This is a genomic window from Niastella sp. OAS944 (genome assembly GCA_024809215.1).
Lineage (GTDB): Bacteria > Bacteroidota > Bacteroidia > Chitinophagales > Chitinophagaceae > Niastella.
The window spans coordinates 616,958-636,041 of the sequence record JANUBW010000002.1; the positions used below are offsets into that span (position 1 = coordinate 616,958).

Sequence of the window (19,084 nt, forward strand, 5' to 3'; positions counted from 1 at the left end):
CCCTGATTTAATCCAATATCCTATGAAAAACCATAACAAAGATAAAGTCCTGTTTCCGATCCCCGTTATACAGTTCATTAAACATGTTACATAATTCACACATTTAATTAATAAATTGAATTATTCCATGTACTATAGAGACTTATTACCTGTCACATGACTCAACAGTAATAAAATAAAAGCCGCAATAAGCAGGAGGTGAATAGCGCCATCTGCATTATAACCCAGGTATCCTATAAGCCACGCAACACTGAGAACAATGCTGGCGACAAACATTAAATCCCCCATAACTTATTTTTTTAACTGTTAAAATATCCTCAGAAATTGCAAAGCGGTTTACCTGATAATATGAAAACTATTCTTGTAATCGATTAATGTATGTAGTAGTTTGATCTTTTCAATGATCTTATTTCTTAAATGGCCATGAAACCTTATTTTATTAACTTCGTTCAAAGCGCTTTCATAAGAGATGAGTGCTTGTTCAAAATTTCCGCTATTTTCATTCTGCAGCGCCTTAACAAATAACTCAACCGGAATATTCTTCCTTCGTAAAACCCAGGAACGAATAACAAGGAATGCGACTGACAAAAATATGAGCATTAAAAAGTAATAATAAACTGGCATATACTGGATCTTTTAATTGCCGCTGCCGGTAAACCACCTGCAAAGTTGATACCTTATTTATTCATTCCTGTTACATAACTTTCGAAAAGAGTTATAAGATTCACATAAGCATAAGAGGGGAATTTCAAATTTCATCAAGCATGGACCTTCGTTTATTTTTAAGCTGTTTAAAATGTGAAGGCGTAAGACCCGTAACCTTTTTAAACTGTGCCGAAAGGTGCGCAACACTGCTATAGTGCATACGGTAAGCGATTTCGGTTAAATTAAACTCATTATATACGAGTAATTCTTTTACCCGTTCAATTTTGTGAGCGATCAGGAATTTCTCGATAGTTGTGCCCTGTACTTCTGAAAAGAGATTGGCCAGATAAGTATAATCGTAGTTAAGTTTCTGACTTAAATACTCCGAGAAATTTACGGTCAATGGCTCTTCTGAATTGTGAACTAAGTCAATAATGACATTTTTTATTTTCTGGATCAAAATGCTCTTTTTGTCATCCATCAATTCGAGGCCCGATTTCAACAATGCGATCCTTAACTGTTCATGGTGCTCAATTGAAATCTTTTCAATCAATTCAGCTTCACCCAATTCCACTGAAATATAATGGTATCCAAGTTTAGACAGTTCCTCTTTTACAACCATTTTACAGCGGAGGCAAACCATATTTTTAATATAAAGTTTCACACGTGCTCTTTTACGGAGTGACAAGATGAAGAAAGCCAGTGGGATGTGCAGGTTTCCCTTACTTAAATGTACATAAAAACTTCCTTATTTATCTCCTTTCGGAATCAACAGACAACTAATTGATTATTTGAACAGTAACTCATAATATCCATCTGTTTTGTTTATTAATACTATTACTAACAATGTGAGAATGATATAAGTTCTTTATTCAATGATATAACAGCCAATTGGGTTAAAAAGTGCAGTTTTGCCTGTGTTGTAATTATGCAATGCCACAAATAGATAATATGAATAATGAGAAGTTTGATTCTGCCAACTATCCAAGGGCCATGAGTGAGCTATCGGCCTTAAAACGGGGCACCTCAGACACCCCTGTTTATTTCAAAGTTGAGATCATTGTATCATTTTTAAAGAATCATAGCCTGAATGTGGCCTGGGTTGAAGCGAATCCATCACTTAGCAGAATGATCACCTCAGGCTTTTTCAAAACATCGAATCTGGAATCGATCTTCGATGCAGGCCGTAATAGTAAAAGCTTTTTAAAAGAATATGAAGCCTATATAAGCAATCAGATCCTAGAGAATTGATAGCTGATCATTCCGTATCCGCATCAGCTACCTTTTACTTCGGCCAGATCTCTTTCGTTTCTAAATGTACAGCATAAGACCTGGGAATAATTTTTCCTCCATACATACACGCGTATACTTTGGTAAACGTAGCCCCAAAGTATACAATAACGCTTGAATAATAAATCCACAACAGAAGGACCATCAAACTTCCTGCAACGCCATAGGTAGAGGTTGTATGAAGATGCCCAAGAAAATAGCCTATGGCAGCTTTGCCAATCATAAATAAAACGGAAGTGAAAATAGCACCCTTCATCGCATCTTTCCATTTTACTTCTCCATCGGGCAGGTATTTGAATATGAACATAAACAATATTGCTACAATGGCAATAATAAAGATCCGGTTAATTGTAAATACTATAAAAACGCTGGCCCCTGCAAAAAAGTTAACCAGGTAATTACCCATAACGTCAATCAGCAGATTGATTATTAATGACAAAACGAGTGTGCAACCAATAATGCTGAATACGCCTAAAGAAATAACTCTTCTGATAAGATAATTTTTCCTGTCAAGCCTTGGTATTGGTTTCAGCATCCAGATGTTATTAACAGCATCCTGCACTTCTGTAAAAACGGCAATAATACCGATAACCATCAAAATAATTCCCGTCACCCTGGCAACAAAAGAATTTTGTGGAGAAGCAACATGTTGAATCATTTGCTGAATTTGCATGGCCGCCACATCTCCCACCTGCAAACGTATTTCCGAAAAGATCCTTCCTTCCATAGCCTGTCTTCCAAAAATATATCCGAATAATGAAATGGTAATAATAAGTAAAGGAGCCAGTGAAAAGATGGTATAGTAAGAAAGTGAGGCGCTATAACGCAGGTAATTTTCAGATGCAAAGGTTTTAAGCGTTGTTTTGAAAGCCCGCCATAGTTGCGAAAAAAAGACAGGGACCCATTTCATGAGCTTATTTTTATCATTTTCGGAAACGCATTGGCTTTTTAACAGACCTTTCATCACCTAATAGCACACCCCATTTTTTAAATTGTACGGTGCGGTCGAATATAATTTTTAAGATCGCCATTATTGGTAATGCAAGGAACATACCCGATATGCCTGTCATGGCCCCCGCTATAAATATACCAATGATGGAAATGAGTGGATTGAGCTTTACCTGTGAACCAACAATACGGGGCATTAAAATATTATTATCAAGGAACTGTACTACAGCAATTGCACCCAGCACAAACAGAATATCAACAATACTTTCAGATGAAGCCAGTGTGATCAATGCCCCTAAAATATTACCTATCAATGCACCCAAATAAGGGATGAGGTTTAAAAAAGCAAATATTATTCCTATCAGAAGCGCATGTTTTATACCGAAAACAGCCAGTATACCCCATAACAGCAAGGTGATATAACCAAGCTGGATCAACAAACCCAACAGGTATTTTTTACCCATCTTTTCTATTTGCAGCATCACATCTTCTATATTTTCATGTTCGTTTGGATCAAAACACATCAGTATGAATTTCATAAAAATACTTCTATACATCATTAACAGATAGGTATAGATCGGCAATAACCCCAAAAACAATAATGTACCGGTAGCCGAACCTGCTGCGCCACTTAAAATACCGGCTGCATAGTTTAAAAATTTACTGCTTTGTTCATTAATAAATTTTAATTGTTCTACCGGTGAAAAACCGAACGCCCCACTGATCCATAAACTCAAAGCATTAAGATGAATGGTCAAATTTTTCTCAATTTTAGGATAATCATGCAGGAGAAAGCTTGTTTGGTTATAAAAAAGCCATACTATTAATGCAACAACAATAATTATAAAAAATATCGGTAAAAAAACGGCCAACACTTCAGGCAATTTTCGATTCCTGAAAAAGCGATAAACCGGCATCAGCATAATACTAATGAAAAAGGACATCAAAAGAGGCATGATGACAATTTTACCAATTACAATTATACACCCGAATATAAAAAGCCCCAGAATTTCAATGGAACGTCTTATGGCAAGAGGCATTTCTTTCATGTTGTTATTCATTGTTACTATACTCATTAATAACAGGCTTACCAGTTCACTTGTTTTTCCCCATGTTTGAAATGTAAGAATCATACAATTTTTATCTAAAATCATATAATCATTGAATACAAAAAGAGTTTCACCTTTAGGTATGAAAAAAATATTATTATTGATCTCGACCAGCCTGTTCATTTATATATCGACATCTGCTCAGGTAAATACAGATTCTCTTTCGTTAGTTTCGGAAATCAGCCGCGATCAATTAAAACTGGGTAAACTACAAAATCAGCTTGAACAACAGGTAAATAACAAACAAAACGCTTCGGAAAAAGTACAGAGTTCTGCAAATAAGAATTCATCAGCGGCAGAAAAATTAAGTAATGATCCCGATAGTAAGAAACTCGCCAGAAAAGCAAAAAATACCGCGAGAGATGCCAAAAAAGATTCAAGAAATGCAAGAAATGAATCACAAAACCTCGACAACCTGAACAAGGATATTGAGAACCTAAAGAACAGGATCGCTAAAAATCAGCTCAAATTAAATAAACATTTAAAGAGCACCAGAAGTTACCAGATATCTGCTGATTCTATACCATATAATCAGTGATATGCCACGCCGGGAAAATGGATACTATAAGTACTGTGGTTAATAACGCAACGAAAAAAATCCGGAATCTCTTCCGGATTTTTTTATTACGAGCTGGTTCGCGAATTAATAAAAAAAGGGCGAGGATAAAACCTGCCCCATTGGATCCAACATGCTATAGAAAACCATAAACTTTTCCAAAAGTATCTTTCACCCAATAAAGAAAATGGTGATAAGGCAATGGAATAGGCTGAAGTTCTGTTTGTCATTTTATTTTGTTATTAATATCTACATGAAGGTGAGTGTCTTTTTTTAGATATGGATTATGTAATTGCATAAATAGGTTATATCATTCACACATTGCAGTTAATCAATTGCGGTATGCCAGAATAGAGATGGTTTAAAGTGTGAAAACTATAAAATGTTTGATCAGAAATATAACAGCTAACTATAAAATGTTTCTCACCTTTATGTTAAAGCAATTATATGCGTAATTCAAATAATAAAATACCCGAAAATCTACTACTAAAAAGTGATTGGAAGGTAACGCAGGCTCAACAAATAAAGCAAAACAAAATAGACAGAGCAGTGCTGGCAGCACGGGAAAATGAGCGGGCAAAAATTGGACAGGAAATACAGGAGAATCTGAATCAGGTGCTGGTAGCAGCTTTACTGTATATAGAACTGGCTAAAAATGATGAGGAAATCCTGGATATCTGTCTTGAAAAATCAAGCGCGTTTATATCCATTGTTATAAAAGAGCTTGCCATTATGTCCCGAACTCTTCAATTCAAAGATCTAGACATGAGGCCGATACTAAAAAAGCCCCGTAAGGGGCTTTAACCTGAAGCATAAATGAATTTAGAATCTATTTTCATTATAACTTTTTCCATTATTAAAACCGCCGCCATTATTACTGCGGAAAGATCTTTCTCCTTTTGGCTTTGCAACAGAGACGCTGATCGTTCTGTTTTCTACAGTAGCACCATCGAGTTCTGCAATTGCTTTTTTCGAAGCAGCTTCATCAGCCATTTCAACAAATCCGAAACCTCTCGATTTGCCGGTTTCCCTATCAGTGATAACTTTAGCAGAAGTAACTTCTCCATAAGGAGCAAAAAAATCTTTTAAATCGTCATCCTGCACGCCGAAGCTTAAATTTGAAACATAAATGTTCATTTGTAAAAAATTAATTGATGACTAAATTTCGAGGAAGGCAAGAAGTAATAAACTAACTATAATGCAGGTTACTTAGCAATGTAATTAATGGATACTAATGCGAGGCTCAATTTAACACACTGAAGTTAATACTCTTTTTTGTATTTTCTTACAATTACTTAAAGCAATAGTTCATTACTTATTTACATAATAGTAATAAGTGTGAATTCTGTAATTCATTTCTGAAATAGTATAACAATTAAGCGTAAAAGAATCTCACCTTTACAGGTGCAAAAACTTATCATCCTTAAAACAACCAAATTAAAACGGGAAAAATAACCTTAACCTACCGATACCAGCCCCATACATTGATTGGGGTAATAGCATTTCCCCAATCAATTTTTCAAAAAACACGCTTAGTATATCTGTATAGTCATGTGTGAATGTTGTAAGTTATATATTCAATCATATAACATAAACTAATAAAAACAAGCTCACCTTTGTACAATAGTTTATTGGCAAAAAATAAATACAAATATTATGACAAACAAGGAAACCCCAAGTGTAAACTGGAGCGAGCAAAAGACGAGGTTAAAGAAAGAATTTCCTGCACTTACCGAAAAGGACCTGTTCTTTGAGATTGGCAGGAAGAACGAGATGTTGGCAAAACTTCAGGTTAAACTGGGCAAAACGAAAGAAGAGTTGCAACAAATTATTGGAGCATCATAGTTAATGAGTTAATGGATCTTTAAGGGAAAGTAAGGCAAGCCAGAATCTCATCATATAAAAAACAAAAAAGACTACCATTTCTGATAGTCTTTTTTTTATTTGTTTTTATTTGATACAAGGGGTGAACGATTGCACAATTTCAGCAGCTACATTACTTCCACCGCATTTGCCAGGTACCCAGGTACCTGATTTAAGGTAAATACGAACTACTTCCTTTTCGTTGGCATTTGGTTCTTTTACTTCGGCATCGTTGCGTATGGCCACTGCTTTTTTGATCTCACCGCTGGCGTCGATGATCAGTTTTACTTTGACGTGGCAGTCAACAGCAGCATCCAGATTTGCCTCAATGAGGTTTTTGTTGATATACTGTGCCCATGCAGGCGAACCGCCCGGATATTCGGGCTCTTTTTCTACGCCGGTATATACCGTTAACTTAAGCGTAGCATCATTGTAACTTTTACACTCTAAAACTGGTGTTGGATCATTCGTAATTTTACCAGACGGACCGGTACTAAATAAAGAATAAAACAGGGCAAAGTAAGTAATCAAATTCATAAGAGATGTAGAATTTAGGGCCATTCGTTATGGAAAAGCCGCGCTAATATATAGCATTTTTTGTACGGATCAAATGCCCCTCGCTCCTGTTTATTTCTTCAACGATGCCATATCTATCACAAACCGGTATTTTACATCGCCCTTTAGTAAACGTTCATACGCTTCATTGATCTGTTGAATATTGATCAAGCATCTCCTGGGTTTCGGCAATACCACCGATCATGGAGCCCGCAAAACTTCTTCTATAAGGTATTAAACTAAATGCAGCCACGGGCAGCGGATGTTCGGGCGCCCCTACCAATGCCAGCGAACCATCTACCCTTAGCAGGTTTAAATAGGCATTAATATCGTGTTCTGCAGAAACAGCGTCTAACACAAAATGAAGTTTGCCTTAATACCGTTTCATTTGCCCGCGGTCTTTCGACAGAATTACATCATCGGCGCCAAGGCGTTTTGCATCTTCCACTTTTGAGGCCGATGTAGTGAACACAACCACTTCTGCCCCCATTGCCTTTGCCAGTTTAACGCCCATATGCCCAAGCCCGCCAATACCTACAATACCCACTTTTTTACCGGGCCCTACATTCCAGTGCCTGAGCGGCGAATAGGTAGTAATGCCTGCACATAATAATGGAGCGGTAGCAGCCAGGTTGAGGTTCTCGGGCACACGCAATACAAATGCTTCATCAACCACAATGCTTTCCGAATACCCGCCATAGGTTCGGGTGCCCAGGTATTTGTCGGGCGAATTGTAGGTTTGAACATTTCCTTCTTCGCAATATTGCTCCAGGTTTTCCTTGCAATACTGGCACTCCCGGCAGCTATCAACCAAACAGCCTACTGCCGCAACCTCGCCCACTTTAAATTTAGTTACATGATCGCCCACGCTTACCACGCGGCCCACAATTTCATGCCCGGGCACGCATGGGTAAATAGTGCCGTGCCATTCGTTCCTGGCCGTATGCAGGTCAGAATGGCAAACACCACAATACAGGATCTCGATCTCAACATCGTGCGGTGTTGGCTTTCTGCGATTGATATTTAACTGGTCCAAAGCAGCTTCGGCAGCCTGGGTGCCAAATGCCTTTACCTGTTTTGTTCTCAATGCGGTGGCGCCTTCGGCGGTTGTTCTTATTGCATCCATAAATATTATTTTTCAGTGTTGGGGAAAATGAGATCGCATACGTGGATCTTGCAGCAATAACCATACTATCCTGACCCGGCAAATTTCTGAAAGGAACCGTCCGTACGCAGGAGGTTTGAAATTCTTAATGATCGGTTTGATAACCATTACCGCTGTCTACTATTTAAACATAACTTCACACAATGGAAATAACAAGAATAGGCTCAAAGCCTTCGGGCAAAGGCCCCGCAGACTGGTTTACAGGCGCCGTTAGGATCGATATGTTGTTCGAGGCTAATGATGCAAGACGGGGCGCTTCGGCCGCCGTTACTTTTGAGCCCGGTGCAAGAACGGCATGGCATACCCACCCACTGGGGCAAACGTTAATTATAACGGCAGGGTGCGGACTGGTCCAACGCGAAGGCGGCCCTATTGAAAAGGTATTCCCCGGTGATGTTGTTTGGTTTGCGCCCAATGAAAAACACTGGCATGGCGCTACTGCCACCAACGGCATGACGCATATAGCTATTCAGGAAAACTTAAATGGTAAGGTAGTTGACTGGATGGAACATGTAACGGACGAACAATATAATGCCCAATAACAGCATTGTCCCCATGGCACAAGCTTTGTATCGGCCAATAGTATAATTCATAATCATTCAAAAAAATTATACTATGCCAACAACAAGATCTAAATCAGCAAAAAAAACCGCTAAGAAAAAAACAGCACAACCGCAGGGCGCCGGCGCCGGTAACAGCCAGCTGGAAAAGCTTTTTCATGATGCCCTGAAAGATATCTATTGGGCCGAGAAAGCGCTTACCAAATCGTTGCCCAAACTGATGAAGAAAGCAACTACAGAAGAGTTGAAGTCGGCCATTGCAGATCATATTGAACAAACACAGGAACAGGTTACCCGACTGGAAGAGGTTTTTGAATTGTTGGAAAAGAAAGCACAGGCCAAGAAATGTGACGCAATGGAAGGTCTTATAAAAGAGGCAGAAAGTGTTGTTGAGGAAACCGAAGATGGCACCGCAACCCGCGACGCAGGTATTATAATGGCATGTCAAAAAGTAGAGCATTACGAAATAGCCACCTATGGCACCCTGGTGCAGTTTGCCAATACACTTGGCCTTGACGAAGCCGCCGGTATTCTGGAGCAAACACTGGAAGAAGAAAAACAAACAGACCAAACATTGACCGAAGTTGCCGAAAACAGCATTAACTGGGAAGCTGAGCAGGAAGAAGAGGAAGAAGACGAAGAAGAAGAGGAAGAATAAAAAATACCGGTCATATAAATGTAAAAGCGGCAGTCACACATCGGCAGCCGCTTTTCATTTTATAAGTGAGCGGTGTATTGACTAAAAAAGCTTTATTTAAGCGGGCAATGTAACACGCGTTAAATTTTTATACATACCGGCCCTTACAGCGAATAAAAGTTATCCGTTGCAGCAACCATGATAAATTAGATGTAGTGGGAGAAAGATTACACTAAAAGTAAATACTCAAATAAAAATAAAAACTTCTTTATAAAATCGCTTTTTATGTCGGCATAAATTAATAACTTTAATTCACTGCGGTAATTATCTCCGTTTGAACATACATGTTTTCTGTTTTTTTAACCATTCATACTCCGTTACTCTTCAATAACTAAAATAATCGATAGTATTCACTTACTTAAGTGTTCGCTTAGAATGAATTGTATTGCCATTATACAGCGGATCAGAAATCATTGTTTACTCACCATTAAATTAGAAGCCGAATGAAAAGTGCACAAGTTAAAGCGCAGACCCCATCATTGCAATCATTTATTAAAAGAAGCGCCTCAACCAGAAAAGACAGGCGATCTCAAAGCTCAGTCAACGATGTAAAACCACCAACTGAGGAAATAATAAATGAGCTTAACAATCTGGGTAAGCAATATCCTTTCTGTATAAATTTCAAACAGAAACGGCACGACCCGCTTTAATAATTTATTAGTTATATGTTCATAGTGCAATACGAGCCAGGGCCATAGAATGGCCCTGGCTTTTTATTTACAGGGAATGCTTTTTGCGTTTTGAATCGTTGAAAATAAAACACTCCATAACTTGTTGAACAGCGAAGACATTAAACCTGCAGCCAAAATAAGCTATTAACTCTCAAAGGTTATGAGTACGAGTGGTATAAAATAACACATTGACACCGGCATAGTTTTTTAAGTAAATATTGCATACCTCTCTTTACAAAAACTATAGCAGCTCATACATAATTATACTACCGGCATCGAAGCACCATTTATCTGCCGCGATTGCAACACGATAGCCTATCTGCTATCCGGACTGCCAATTTTCCAACGTATTTATTATTAAACACTAAAACATTTTTAAAATGTCAATAATGCCTATTGTATCAATTGAATTTGAGTACAGGCACAAGACTTACTTCGCCCTTGTACGAATTAAGGGAAAACAATTTGAAGAATACCATGTAACCATTATGAATGGGCCGCTGGAACAACGATTGTATGGCAATCATATATTTATTGAGGAAGGAGGTGCTATAGTATCGGACCCTGTTCCAGACAAAGAAACTGGTCAGCTGCGCTTATCGGTTGGCAGGGGCATTGCCAAACATTTTAATAAAGACTGTTGCCCGAAGGAAAACGTTATTTAAGACAGGCCTGGCATGAAAATGTTACTAGATATATTAAACCTTTTTTATGCTACAAGGAAATACCAGTAAAGAAAAAGCGGCCAGGGACCGCAAGCTGGAGCCGGAGAAAAATGCTGGCGAAAATCAAACAGATACTGCACCAGATGAATTTATTGCGCCAAACGCCGATACCGATGTGCCACTTGATAATGAAGGAATAGTGAATGATGCAGTTTTGCGTGGTGAAGATCATGAAAACGATAAGGCTGAAAACAAGCAGAAAACAGGTAAACAATAGCGCGTCTTTCTTAAGCGGAACCCATTACACGATATTGCCAAACCGTATTACCGCATACCGGGCAATGGGTTTCTTTTTCTATCTGTTTGTTACCGCAAAGCCATGAAGTATTTAATATATCAGCGGTAATTCAGGGTATGCCTGGGTATCGGTAGTTGCATTTTCTATTACGGACCTACGTACGCGCTTTTTACCGCTTATGCCTTTGCTGCCTGCATTTAACGAACTGAACCTGCGTACCTATGTAAAATATGACAATAAACCGGGTATATACTTTATGCAGATAAAAGCGAACAGCAGAAAGGCGGTAATTATGAACAGAACAATGACGAAGCTTCCGTACCAGTATGCCAACCTTAGTAAGGCGCCTTCATTTCATTACCATATGAATGCGGAAAAAGAAGACAATATACTGGATATTGATTTTCATCCTGGTGCGTTCTTCAACGAAGTATCGCCGCTTGAACGGTGGTTAACAGAAAGATATTGTTGTTATCAGGAAGATGACAATAATCTGTACCGGTATAATATTCACCACCCCATGTGGCCTTTATACAGTATAAATATCAATTTCCACTTACAACGGTTCAACCTTCCGGGTTGGCAGTTAACAGAGCAATCAGTTCATCTTATGCATTATTCACCATTGCAATTGGCCCTCATTTGGCGGCGCGAAAAATTACCCGGCGATAAAGTATAGTGAAAAAAAGCTGCAAGAACGTTCCTGCAGCTTAGATGTTATACTGTTTTTTTCTTCATCATCTTTAAGCCCGACATAAACAATGCAACAGCGCCTGCGATCATCAATAAACCTCTCACTTTATTTTGCTTTTGCTTTGGTAAAGATTCTATGGCTTTGTTCGCGCCTCTCTCCACTATACGGGTACCAACGCCCTGCAATGCTGAAGTAGCCAATGTTTTTGTTTCCATGATCTTACATTTTAAATTATATATATACTAAAATGCTGCCAGGGTACAACCCGGTATGTGGGTAAAAAATTCAATAATAATTGTTAATAAAAAGTACAGCAGTAACCGGCTGTCAATATCATTTTCTGCTAAATTTGCTAAAGATTATTTATACCCCCCAATTGGAATAATTACTTTTTAACGCCCTTCACTCTGGCGCCCCCGATCTTAACAATAGCAAGTTGAATTATTGATCTCAAATGTGCTGTATGTTTCCCTGTATTCATTTAACCAATGAATGCAGCAGATGCCTATTGCCCATATGAATTAAATTTTATTACAATAAACCTATACTATCATGAGAAAAAAATGTAGCATCATTGCTACCCTCATCCTGTTGATCTTACTTAACAACTCCTTTGCACAAACATTCAATTATGCCGAAGCTTTACAAAAGTCAATGTTCTTTTATGAGTGCCAGCGATCGGGCCAACTACCGGCAGATAACCGTGTAACGTGGCGCGCCAATTCGGCGCTTACTGATGGCAGCGATGTGGGTGTTAACCTTACCGGAGGCTGGTACGATGCCGGCGACCATGTTAAATTCAACTTCCCCATGGCGTTCTCTGCCACCATGCTGGCCTGGGGCGGTATTGATTTCGCAGGCGGTTATAACGCTTCTGCACAAATGACTTATTTAAAACGCAACCTGCGGTTTGTAAATGATTATTTTATTAAATGCCATACAGCTCCCAATGAATTGTATGGCCAGGTAGGCAATGGCGGTACCGATCACGCCTGGTGGGGATCGGCAGAAGTAATGACCATGACGCGCCCTGCCTATAAGATCGATGCCTCAAAACCAGGGTCAGACCTTGCTGCTGAAACTGCAGCCGCCATGGCGGCCGCCAGCATCCTGTTCAAAACCGACGATGCGGCCTATAGCACTACCCTGCTGAACCACGCCATACAATTGTACAATTTTGCCGATACCTATCGCGGCAAATACTCCAGCTCTATTACCGATGCAGCCGGTTATTACAATTCATATAGCGGTTATAACGATGAGTTAGTATGGGGCGCCATCTGGCTGTACCGCGCTACCAATGACGCCACCTGGCTCACCAAAGCCGAAAACTATTATGCCAACCTGGGCACCGAACCGCAAAGCACCATAAAGTCATTTAAATGGGGCATTGCCTGGGACGATAAATCATATGGCTGTTATGCCCTGCTGGCAAAACTTACCGGCAAAGCGCAATACAAGGAAGACATGGAGCGCCACCTCGATTATTGGACGGATGGCTACAACGGCCAGCGTATTACGTATACACCCGGTGGTTTGGCCTGGCTCGATACCTGGGGCTCCCTGCGGTATGCCATCAATACCGGTTTTTTGGCAAAGTATTATCAAAGCGTAGCTACCACCACCGCCAAAGCAACGAAGTATAGCAATTTCGCATTGCAACAAATGAATTATGCATTGGGCAACAACCCACGCAACAGCAGCTATGTATGCGGGTATGGCGTTAATCCGCCAACAAAACCACACCATCGTACAGCACATGGCTGCTGGAGCAACAACCTAACCGGTCCGCCAACAGAAACGCGGCATACTTTATATGGCGCATTGGTAGGTGGCCCCGGCAGCAATGATGCCTATACCGATGACCGGGGTAATTATGTAAACAATGAAGTGGCTACCGATTATAACGCGGCCTTCTCTGGCCTGCTTGCTGCGCTGGTTTCTGATTATGGCGGCACACCACTGGCCGGTTTTCCGGTTGCAGAAACGCCCAGTAAAGAATATATCATTGAAGCCCGGTTAAATGGCAGTGGAAACACCTATACCGAATGGAGCGTTTGGGTGCACAACCATACGGCCTGGCCTGCCCGCATTGCCGGCAAACATGTGTTCCGGTTGTTTATTGATATTACCGAAGGACTGGCTGCCGGCTATACACCTGCCAGTTATGTTGTTTCATCGAACAATGCAGATGTTACGTTTACTCAGCTGCAGGCCTGGGATGCAGCCCGCAATATTTATTACGCCGAGGTAACCTTTAATTCAGGTATAAAAATATGGCCGGGCGGACAAGGTGAATCGCGCAGGGAATCGCAGATCCGGATCCGTTTGCCCTATGAAGCAAACGCCTCAGCCTGGAACCCCGCAAACGACTGGTCGTCGCAGGGCGTTGATGGTACTTTGAAAGAAGTTACTACCATTCCATTGTATGTAGATAATGTACTGGTGTATGGCAGCACCCCAACGCCGGGAGTAGTTGTTCCGGTTACAGGTATTAGTGTAACGCCCAATAGCGATTCATTGCAAATAAACGAAACGCAGCAACTCACAGCCACCGTTACGCCGGCCAACGCCACTAACAAAAGCATCACCTGGAGCTCGAGTGCACCAGCTATTGCTTCAGTAAGCAATACGGGCCTTGTTACCGGTCTTGCCCAGGGCACAGCCACCATTACCGCTAAAACCGCCGATGGCGGCTTTACCGCTTCCTCAACAATTGTGGTATCGGGTGTGGTTGTACCGAATCCCGGCGATTGCAGCAGCGCTGTTGCAGTATCATTACCATTTACAAAAGAGGGCGCCGGTGAATTTTGCTATGCAATTTCAGGCAATATCTCCTATGTAAATTCATGGAACATGAGCCTGGTGCAGATCAACGGCGTTGACTACACCAATAAATGGTCGAACAGTATGCCTGCAAGGGTAAATGGTAATTATTACGTTCGTTACGTGGGCCAGTTTGCCTGGTCGCATTTTGAAGCTACAGGTACCAATTCACTTGCCCGCCAGCTAATAGAAGAAAGTACAGCCGGAAACAAAGGCGCCGCCGTAGTGTATCCCAATCCGGTTACCCAGCGCACCTTCACTATTCGGGCACCTAACCCGGCCATAAAACAGGTGACAGTAACGCTTACTGATATTTATGGGAATATTGTTATGAAGAAAGAAGTAAAGCCCAATGAACCAATAATCATCAATGGTTCTATTGCAACGGGTATATATAATGTTACAGCAATTAGTAAAAACACCAGGCTCATAAGTACTAAATTAATAATACGATAATGGCATAAACAAAAGGTCCTCCCGATTAAATCGGGAGGATTTTTTATACCTTCGAAGGGCTAACCAGGTGAAACAGGCAGTATAATCAGAAAGGCTATATATGAACATCCATTATGAAAAAACAAAAATTGATCATTGTTCCCGTATTGCTTTGCCTTCTACAATTTGCCCATGCCCAACAAGGAATTAAACAATTCGTAGAAGAACATGCCCAACGCGTAGTATCAGTAGACCCCGATTCAGTAAACTATGCCGACCTGGAAGCTGTAGGCACAGCCATCGGCAACGCCCGTGTAGTAATGCTGGGCGAACAGGACCACGGCGACGCGCCCGCTTTTCTTGCCAAAACCCGCCTTATAAAATACCTGCACGAACAAAAGGGGTTTGATGTACTGGCCTGGGAAAGCGATTTCTTTATGAATTACTACTGGGAACAGGTAAAAAAAGAACCCGGGAATACAGACTCATTTTTCAGGCAATTTATTTATCCTTTCTGGACGTATTGCGATGCCGGTGTTCCTTTATTTAAATACATTCCGGCTACCCTGCAAACGGCCCATCCGCTTGAAATTACCGGCTTTGATAACCAAATGAGTTTGGTGACCCTTTTTCCAGCCTTGGACTCGGCGTTAAAGAGATTACAGTTACCAATCACAGCACAGGCAAATTATTCAACCGAAATATACCCGCTTATTTCAAAATGGTATAACCATACAAAGGATAGCGTGCTGATCGGGAAATGTGTTAATTATATAAAAGAAATAAAACAACAGATGAGCGATGGAAATGAAAGTAATGGGTTCTGGCCATTGGTAATCGACAATCTGCTGAGTTATATTGAACAAATGAGGACCTATGAATTAAAGAATGAATACTGGCGCCACATGAATGTAAGGGATAGCCAGATGGCAGTAAACCTGAAATGGCTAAGTGAAGTAAAATATGCAGGTAAAAAAATAATTGTATGGGCCCACAATTATCATGTATCTAAACATGGCGGCCATTATCCCCAAACATTTTTGAATGCAGCCACAACTATGGGCACCTGTTATACCAATGATGCAGCCATGCGCAATCAAACATATGTGCTTGGTTTTACCTCGTACCGGGGTACAGAAGGCAGACTTTCAACAAAACCTGTTAAAATACCACCGGTAAAGAAAAATAGTCTGGAGAACTGGATGAATAAAGACTATAGCTACGCCTTTCTTAATTTTCACGATTACAATAAACTTAACAGCCAGAAACAGGAAAGCTTTTATATGTCGGGATCTGTAACTGGTGGCGGCGCAGATCACCGGAATGAAATGGCAGAATGGACAAACGTATATGATGGGGTGTTTTATATCAGGGACATGTATCCCTGTAAAGCAATTAAATAACGGCACTCTATTAAAAAAACCCTGCCAGGAATGGCAGGGTTTATAACCACACTCAATAAATCACATCATCGATTCTTAAAAAACAAGTTTTCCGCTAAACTGTAACTGATTATTTATATATACGGCAACGATATTTAATTTATCCTTCATACCTCTCACTGGTAATTCAATATTGTTTTGTCCAACCTGTAACACCATCTGCTTTGTATACGCAGTTTGCCCTGCTGTATTGAACACCATAACTTTTGTTGTAACGGTTTCTTTTGTGTTCAAGATCAACCGCGGTGTTGATGAAGGACTGTTACCTGCAAGCGCAAAGGTGAATACTGCATCTTTATTCAGCTTCACAATATTTGAATAGTACGAAGATCCGGAGGTTGTAACAATTCTTATCCTATAGGAAACATTACCAGTCAGAAGATCATTATCGGCAAATGAAAACCGTGAACCGGCATCTGCAGCAAGCACAGATACGGAACCGATCTTTTCAAAGGCTACACCATCCCTGCTTCTTTCAATATCGAATGCGCTCGTTTGTTTGTCGGTCATGCTCCAGCGTAGAACAACTGAATTTTTAACCGCTTCTGATTTAAGCACAACGCCGGAGGCCAATACAACCATATTTAAATTGCTTGATACGGTATCGGTGCAACCATTTCTTTTTTCAGTTACTATAAGCTGGTAAGTTCCTGAGATATTATTGATCGTTGGGTCTTGCACTGTAGAAGAAAATGCGTTGGGCCCGCTCCAGTTCCATAAAAGACCCTGGGAACCACCGAATGGGGTGTTATAATTGCTGGCTGCTGTATCGCCTCCATGTAATATAAACTGATTTGGGTTTGCGGTGGCCGAACCATAAAAAGAAGCGACCGGGGCAGAGGTATCTATAGAAACCGTTATCACATCGGTCCTTAACACCGGGCATCCCTCCCCTAAAGAAGTCTGTACGGTATAGGTACCGGGCTTATTTACCATTATGCTGCTGGCCGAAGTTGACATAATATTACCGTTGCTGGTGCTCCAGGTAAAATAGTTACCTGTGTTATTTTGAACGGCGATCGATCCTGAAGCATTACTGCAGGTAAGGGTTGGCGCCGAGATGGTATAATCAAGGGCAGGTTGCAAAAAATCGTAAGGGCCTACAAAATCCTGCAGGTTTGAGGTAAATGAATGAGACGATCTTGATTTAAAAAATACAGAAGCAAAAGCCGGCTGACACATTCCTGCATTGATCGAATACATTTCAGGATCGAGCCCCATGCGGGTAAGGTTCAACCCAATTTCTATAAACTGTAGCGACTGGTACTGCGATTCCCATTGCAGGCCGCCCGATAAACCATGAGAACCCCAGGGTGTTGCGTAAGTAGTATCAGCAGCCGGTGTTGCAGAAAGATTGGCAATACCGCTACCGAAAGCAGTGGTGCCTGTTTTTGAAAGTATAGATGCATAACCAAATGCATTGGTACTTCCATCAAAGCTGCTACCAAAACCAAACAATGAGGGCGTTACTGAATTATAAGTGGTTTTGCTTACCCAAATACGTACTTCAACTGATGGCACACCAGAGGTATAACTTACGGCAATGATAAGGTCGCCTGTTTGCGTAATGTTTCCCGAAGCATCGAATTTCCATTGCACATGGCCTGCATCGGGGCCGGCAGTATTAAAACTTCCGGTTGTATTATTATAATTAACCTTGTTCTTGTACAATTCAATATCGAAGTACCTTGAGCCTACAACGCCTACAGTAGAAACACCTGTAAAGATCCACAAGGAATCATTTAAATTACTTCCATTACGACGCATATGAGCAAATGCGTCAACCAGGTCGGTTTTGTCGGGAATAGAAGAAGCCACACCGCCCCAGCTTGCAGGATCATCTCCGTTCTTTTTACCGCCGCTAAAGGTGGTGGTATCGGTAGACACTGCATTTACAATAAAATCCCTGGAATATAATGCGTCCATCCATAGTTTGCCATTTACAGTAGTATAATATGGAGTAGACATTCTTTTTGAAAAACTGATATTGTTACCTGCCTGTAGTAATGACCTGTAATAAGTAGCATTTGAAGTATCGATCACATTTTTACCAGAAGCCGTGGCGGAAGAAAACCAGTCATCACTGGTAACAGCACCGGTTGTGGTACCATATTTAAGATAACCGGCCTTTGTGTCGGCATCTACACCAAAAGATGCGTTTAAGCCACCATTATTAAGTTGAGCGAACGTTGTGAAATGCATGACCATCATCAATGCTATAAAGTAGATTTGTTTCATAAGGGAGCGATTTGGGGTTATGAGTGAGTCGTATACATAAAGCCAATCGCCATGCCATTTGCAAAAGGAGTTGAAAATCAATGGTGGGAAAAATTGGCATAATGGAATTGGATTCCCGTAGGTAGAAAACATTCCAAAAACAAAAACAGTACGTCCTTCAACAGTAGTATAAATAACTGAATACACTTATCAATACAGAAATTCACCATCCTGCATTGCTTTCATATTAATCGTCATATTATTTACTGATCACCATCATACACCTACCCTATTCGCCATTTGACCAGGGTCAAGAATAAATGGAAATGGGTAATAAACTCCGGATAGTTGAAAAAAACATTGAATACATGTAATAATTTATTATATCTTCAATCTACAATTTGATAACGACCACTGAAAACTTCTGCGATTTTCTATAGTATTTCAG

20 protein-coding genes and 1 pseudogene are annotated in these 19,084 nt (G+C 40.5%); 12 read left to right on the plus strand and 9 right to left on the minus strand.

All coding sequences use genetic code 11. From position 1 onward, the window contains the following. Positions 1–132: 132 nt before the first annotated feature. The gene (locus GGD38_RS13090; protein ID WP_375303830.1) at positions 133–288 is read right to left on the minus strand and encodes a lmo0937 family membrane protein; all 156 of its coding nucleotides are present in this window, start codon (positions 286–288) and stop codon (positions 133–135) included. A 460-nt stretch (positions 289–748) separates the two neighbouring features. After that, positions 749–1,288 carry a helix-turn-helix domain-containing protein gene (locus GGD38_RS13095; RefSeq protein WP_375300388.1) on the minus strand — a complete coding sequence of 180 codons (540 nt, stop codon included), beginning with the start codon at positions 1,286–1,288 and terminating at the stop codon, positions 749–751. A 308-nt stretch (positions 1,289–1,596) separates the two neighbouring features. Between GGD38_RS13095 and GGD38_RS13100 the strand changes: the two genes are divergently transcribed. Next, positions 1,597–1,896: a hypothetical protein gene (locus tag GGD38_RS13100; RefSeq protein WP_375300387.1), complete on the plus strand. Its 300-nt coding sequence runs from the start codon at positions 1,597–1,599 to the stop codon at positions 1,894–1,896. A 34-nt stretch (positions 1,897–1,930) separates the two neighbouring features. Here the strand turns inward: GGD38_RS13100 and GGD38_RS13105 are convergent, their stop codons facing one another. Both GGD38_RS13105 and GGD38_RS13110 read right to left on the minus strand, forming a co-directional pair. Next, entirely contained in the window at positions 1,931–2,845 is a 915-nt protein-coding gene (locus tag GGD38_RS13105) for a YihY/virulence factor BrkB family protein (protein ID WP_375300386.1), read from the minus strand. Positions 2,846–2,858: 13 nt separating this feature from the next. Next, a complete protein-coding gene (locus GGD38_RS13110) occupies positions 2,859–4,016 on the minus strand; it encodes an AI-2E family transporter (RefSeq protein ID WP_375300385.1) in 1,158 nt (385 codons plus the stop codon). 58 nt (positions 4,017–4,074) lie between these two features. Here GGD38_RS13110 and GGD38_RS13115 point away from each other — a divergent pair, with 58 nt between their 5' ends. Continuing rightward, on the plus strand, positions 4,075–4,530 hold the full coding sequence (locus GGD38_RS13115) for a hypothetical protein (protein ID WP_375300384.1): 456 nt from the start codon (positions 4,075–4,077) through the stop codon (positions 4,528–4,530). 465 nt (positions 4,531–4,995) lie between these two features. Continuing rightward, on the plus strand, positions 4,996–5,352 hold the full coding sequence (locus tag GGD38_RS13120; protein ID WP_375300383.1) for a hypothetical protein: 357 nt from the start codon (positions 4,996–4,998) through the stop codon (positions 5,350–5,352). 18 nt (positions 5,353–5,370) lie between these two features. Here the strand turns inward: GGD38_RS13120 and GGD38_RS13125 are convergent, their stop codons facing one another. Then, positions 5,371–5,685, minus strand: coding sequence for an RNA recognition motif domain-containing protein (locus GGD38_RS13125; RefSeq protein ID WP_375300382.1), 315 nt, complete (start codon positions 5,683–5,685; stop codon positions 5,371–5,373). A 519-nt stretch (positions 5,686–6,204) separates the two neighbouring features. Here GGD38_RS13125 and GGD38_RS13130 point away from each other — a divergent pair. After that, positions 6,205–6,393 carry a general stress protein CsbD gene (locus tag GGD38_RS13130; RefSeq protein ID WP_375300381.1) on the plus strand — a complete coding sequence of 63 codons (189 nt, stop codon included), beginning with the start codon at positions 6,205–6,207 and terminating at the stop codon, positions 6,391–6,393. 105 nt (positions 6,394–6,498) lie between these two features. Here GGD38_RS13130 and GGD38_RS13135 read toward each other — a convergent pair whose 3' ends face one another. Beyond that, positions 6,499–6,948, minus strand: a complete 450-nt coding sequence (locus GGD38_RS13135; protein ID WP_375300380.1) for a hypothetical protein — start codon at positions 6,946–6,948, stop codon at positions 6,499–6,501. Between the two features lie 163 nt (positions 6,949–7,111). Further along, a pseudogene (locus tag GGD38_RS13140) lies at positions 7,112–8,092 on the minus strand (NAD(P)-dependent alcohol dehydrogenase). A gap of 182 nt (positions 8,093–8,274) precedes the next feature. Between GGD38_RS13140 and GGD38_RS13145 the strand changes: the two are divergent. The 6 genes from GGD38_RS13145 (at position 8,275) to GGD38_RS13170 (ending at position 11,701) form a co-directional block, all read left to right on the plus strand. Continuing rightward, a complete protein-coding gene (locus GGD38_RS13145) occupies positions 8,275–8,673 on the plus strand; it encodes a cupin domain-containing protein (RefSeq protein WP_375300379.1) in 399 nt (132 codons plus the stop codon). Positions 8,674–8,746: 73 nt separating this feature from the next. Next, positions 8,747–9,349: a ferritin-like domain-containing protein gene (locus GGD38_RS13150; protein WP_375300378.1), complete on the plus strand. Its 603-nt coding sequence runs from the start codon at positions 8,747–8,749 to the stop codon at positions 9,347–9,349. A gap of 482 nt (positions 9,350–9,831) precedes the next feature. Next, on the plus strand, positions 9,832–10,038 hold the full coding sequence (locus tag GGD38_RS13155) for a hypothetical protein (protein ID WP_375300377.1): 207 nt from the start codon (positions 9,832–9,834) through the stop codon (positions 10,036–10,038). 410 nt (positions 10,039–10,448) lie between these two features. Further along, entirely contained in the window at positions 10,449–10,724 is a 276-nt protein-coding gene (locus tag GGD38_RS13160; protein ID WP_375300376.1) for a hypothetical protein, read from the plus strand. 46 nt (positions 10,725–10,770) lie between these two features. Beyond that, on the plus strand, positions 10,771–11,001 hold the full coding sequence (locus tag GGD38_RS13165; protein WP_375300375.1) for a hypothetical protein: 231 nt from the start codon (positions 10,771–10,773) through the stop codon (positions 10,999–11,001). 118 nt (positions 11,002–11,119) lie between these two features. Continuing rightward, positions 11,120–11,701 carry a DUF2071 domain-containing protein gene (locus tag GGD38_RS13170; RefSeq protein WP_375303727.1) on the plus strand — a complete coding sequence of 194 codons (582 nt, stop codon included), beginning with the start codon at positions 11,120–11,122 and terminating at the stop codon, positions 11,699–11,701. Between the two features lie 38 nt (positions 11,702–11,739). Here the strand turns inward: GGD38_RS13170 and GGD38_RS13175 are convergent, their stop codons facing one another. Beyond that, on the minus strand, positions 11,740–11,931 hold the full coding sequence (locus GGD38_RS13175) for a hypothetical protein (protein WP_375300374.1): 192 nt from the start codon (positions 11,929–11,931) through the stop codon (positions 11,740–11,742). A 337-nt stretch (positions 11,932–12,268) separates the two neighbouring features. Here GGD38_RS13175 and GGD38_RS13180 point away from each other — a divergent pair, with 337 nt between their 5' ends. Together GGD38_RS13180 and GGD38_RS13185 are read left to right on the plus strand one after the other, a co-directional pair. After that, positions 12,269–14,998: a glycoside hydrolase family 9 protein gene (locus GGD38_RS13180; RefSeq protein WP_375300373.1), complete on the plus strand. Its 2,730-nt coding sequence runs from the start codon at positions 12,269–12,271 to the stop codon at positions 14,996–14,998. Between the two features lie 113 nt (positions 14,999–15,111). After that, positions 15,112–16,380 (plus strand): erythromycin esterase family protein, encoded by a 1,269-nt coding sequence (locus GGD38_RS13185; RefSeq protein WP_375300372.1) that lies wholly within the window; start codon positions 15,112–15,114, stop codon positions 16,378–16,380. Between the two features lie 75 nt (positions 16,381–16,455). Here the strand turns inward: GGD38_RS13185 and GGD38_RS13190 are convergent, their stop codons facing one another. Further along, positions 16,456–18,657, minus strand: a complete 2,202-nt coding sequence (locus GGD38_RS13190; protein ID WP_375300371.1) for a hypothetical protein — start codon at positions 18,655–18,657, stop codon at positions 16,456–16,458. Between the last annotated feature and the right edge of the window lie 427 nt (positions 18,658–19,084).